Genomic DNA, 1,636 nt, shown 5'->3' on the forward strand with positions numbered 1-1,636 from the left:
GCTGTGACGAAACATGGGCCCCGGCCATCGCGCGGCAGCGGACAGTAGATGGGCAGACGGGATCGGTGGCGCGGTCGTGATGGTGTGACCGGCCACTGACCTGCGGGATTTCAGGCTGCCGGTTCCTCTGGTTGTTGGGGGTCGGGATGATCTTCCGGGCCGGGGCCGGGTGCGATCAGGGTGACCTGGTAGCCGAGACGTTCCAAGGTCTTTTGATAGCGGGCGGCCAGATAGTGGGCCTGGCGGGCTTCGCGCCGGTCGTAGAAGTCGCCACCGTCTTCGCGGTAGTCCTCGCCTCGGGCCATGACCACCCAGCAGACGCGGAGCAGTGTGTGCGCGGTGGCGACCGCGGCCTTCTTGGCGTGCTGCTTGCCGAAGCGGCGTACCAGGCGGCGCAGCCGGGCTCCGATCCTGGATCGGGTGCGGGAGGCGCCCCAGGCGGCTTCGACCATCGCGGCCTTGAGGTGCTTGTTGCCCTTGCGGGTGGCGGCCCGCCGGCGTTTACCCGCTGACTCCCGGTTGCCGGGGGCCAGCCCGGCCCAGGCGGCCAGCTGCTCGGGGGTGGGGAAGCGGGACATGTCCGCGCCGGTCTCGGCGACGATCACCTCGGCGGTGCGCCGTCCGATCCCGACGATGGTCATCAGCCGGGTGATGACCGGCTCGAAGACGGTGGCGGCTTCGGCGACCAGGCCGTCCAGTTCGGTGATCTTGCCGGTGGTGTGGTCGTATGCGTCCAGATGGAGCCGGCACATGGTGGCGTGGGTGGCGGTGAAGCGCCCGTCGCAGGCCGCCACCAGGTCCTCGTGCTTGTGCCGCAGGACGCCGCGGGCCAGCCCTGCCAGCAGGTAAGGGTCGCGTTCCCCGGAGATCAGCGCTTCGATCATGTCCCGGCCGGAGACGCACAGCAGTTTGGAGGCGACCGAGTCGATTTTGATTCCCGCGTCCTCCAGCACCTTGGCCAGCCGCTGACCCTCACTCATGCGGGCCTCGATCAGCTTCTTGCGGTAGCGGGTACGGTGCCGCAGCGCCGCCACGTCCTGGGCGGGGATGAAGCTCGGGCGCAGCAGGCCGAATTGGTGCAGTTCGGCGATCCACTGGCAGTCACGGATGTCGGTTTTACGACCCGGGACGCTCTTGAGGTGCTCGGCGTTGGCCACGCACACCTCGATCCGGCCCGTCTGGGCCAGCGCGTGGTAGACGGGCCACCAGTACACGCCGGTCGATTCCATCGCCACGTCGGTGACGCCGAGCTCGACCAGTTCGGCGGCCATCTTCTGCAGCGCCCGCCAGAAGGTGCGGTAGCTCCGGACGAACGGCTGGTGCGCACCGGGCAACCGGATGGCCACCCATAAGATCTTCTTGTGCACGTCGATCCCGGCCACCGCCGGGTGGACGACCTCCATTGCGCCTCCGTGCTCTGCCCCCGAGGATGGATGAGGTGCGCCGTCCGCGGAGCCCGCGACAACATCGAGATGCTGTGACACGCGCTCGTAGCGGCAATCCGGGGTACCTACCGGGCAGGCTCCAGCGTCAGTCTTTAGAACGGCCTCGCAGGTCCAAGCGAGTACGACGTCAGCGGGCGACGCACCCCAAGTTTCACTTATCCGAGGGCGCCACGAAGTGGCATGGGGTCTTT

Annotated in this window: 1 protein-coding gene; it reads right to left on the minus strand. The window is 68.2% G+C overall.

Going from position 1 to position 1,636, the window contains the following annotated elements:
- Positions 1-110: 110 nt before the first annotated feature.
- Positions 111-1,403 (minus strand): IS110 family transposase, encoded by a 1,293-nt coding sequence (locus ACIHFD_RS67875; protein WP_397375972.1) that lies wholly within the window; start codon positions 1,401-1,403, stop codon positions 111-113.
- Positions 1,404-1,636: the final 233 nt, after the last annotated feature.

This window comes from Nonomuraea sp. NPDC051941, assembly GCF_044593615.1.

Coding starts and splice junctions, on each gene's coding strand:
- ACIHFD_RS67875 (WP_397375972.1), bottom strand. CDS start 1,403: ATGGAGGTCGTCCACCCGGCGGTGGCCGGGATCGACGTGCACAAGAAG.